Origin of the sequence: Tepidiphilus succinatimandens, assembly GCF_006503695.1 — a bacterium.
Classification (GTDB): Bacteria; Pseudomonadota; Gammaproteobacteria; order Burkholderiales; family Rhodocyclaceae; genus Tepidiphilus; species Tepidiphilus succinatimandens.
Map to the genome: position 1 here is coordinate 1 of NZ_SBIK01000037.1, position 881 is coordinate 881.

Here is an 881-nt window from a genome sequence, read left to right on the forward strand (position 1 = left end):
ACCTGACCGCGCTCGACGTCTTCGCGCTTGGTGCCGCGCAGCAGCACCCCGACGTTGTCGCCCGCCTGCCCCTGGTCGAGGAGCTTGCGGAACATTTCCACGCCCGTGACCGTGGTCTTCTGCGTCGGGCGCAGACCGACGATCTCGACTTCGTCGCCCACCTTGACGATGCCGCGCTCGACCCGGCCCGTGACCACCGTGCCGCGACCGGAGATGGAGAAGACGTCTTCGATCGGCAGAAGGAAGGGCTTGTCGATGGCGCGCTCGGGCGTGGGAATGTAGGTGTCGAGCGCTTCGGCGAGCTTGAGGATCGAGGGCTCGCCGATCTCGCTCTGGTCGCCTTCGAGCGCCTTGAGCGCGGAGCCTTTGATCACCGGGACTTCATCGCCGGGGAAGTCGTACTTGGAGAGCAGCTCGCGCACTTCCATTTCCACGAGCTCGAGGAGCTCGGGGTCGTCGACCATGTCGCACTTGTTCATGTAGACGACGATGTAGGGCACGCCCACCTGGCGCGCCAGCAGGATGTGCTCGCGCGTCTGCGGCATCGGGCCGTCGGCGGCCGACACCACCAGAATGGCGCCGTCCATCTGCGCCGCGCCCGTGATCATGTTCTTCACGTAGTCGGCGTGGCCCGGGCAGTCGACGTGCGCGTAGTGGCGCTTGGCCGTCTCGTATTCGACGTGCGCGGTGTTGATCGTGATGCCGCGGGCTTTTTCTTCCGGCGCCGCGTCGATGTCGTCGTACTTCTTCGCCTCGCCGCCGTAGTACTTCGACAGCACCGTCGTCAGCGCCGCCGTCAGCGTCGTCTTCCCATGGTCCACGTGACCGATCGTGCCCACATTCACGTGCGGCTTCGTGCGCTCAAACTTCGCTTTTGCCAT

The 881-nt window shown here is 65.4% G+C and carries 1 protein-coding gene; it reads right to left on the reverse strand.

Annotated features, from left to right (window positions below):
* Positions 1-881 (reverse strand): elongation factor Tu (tuf, locus tag EPD82_RS11825; protein WP_141056753.1); only part of this gene is annotated, 881 nt, incomplete at its 3' end.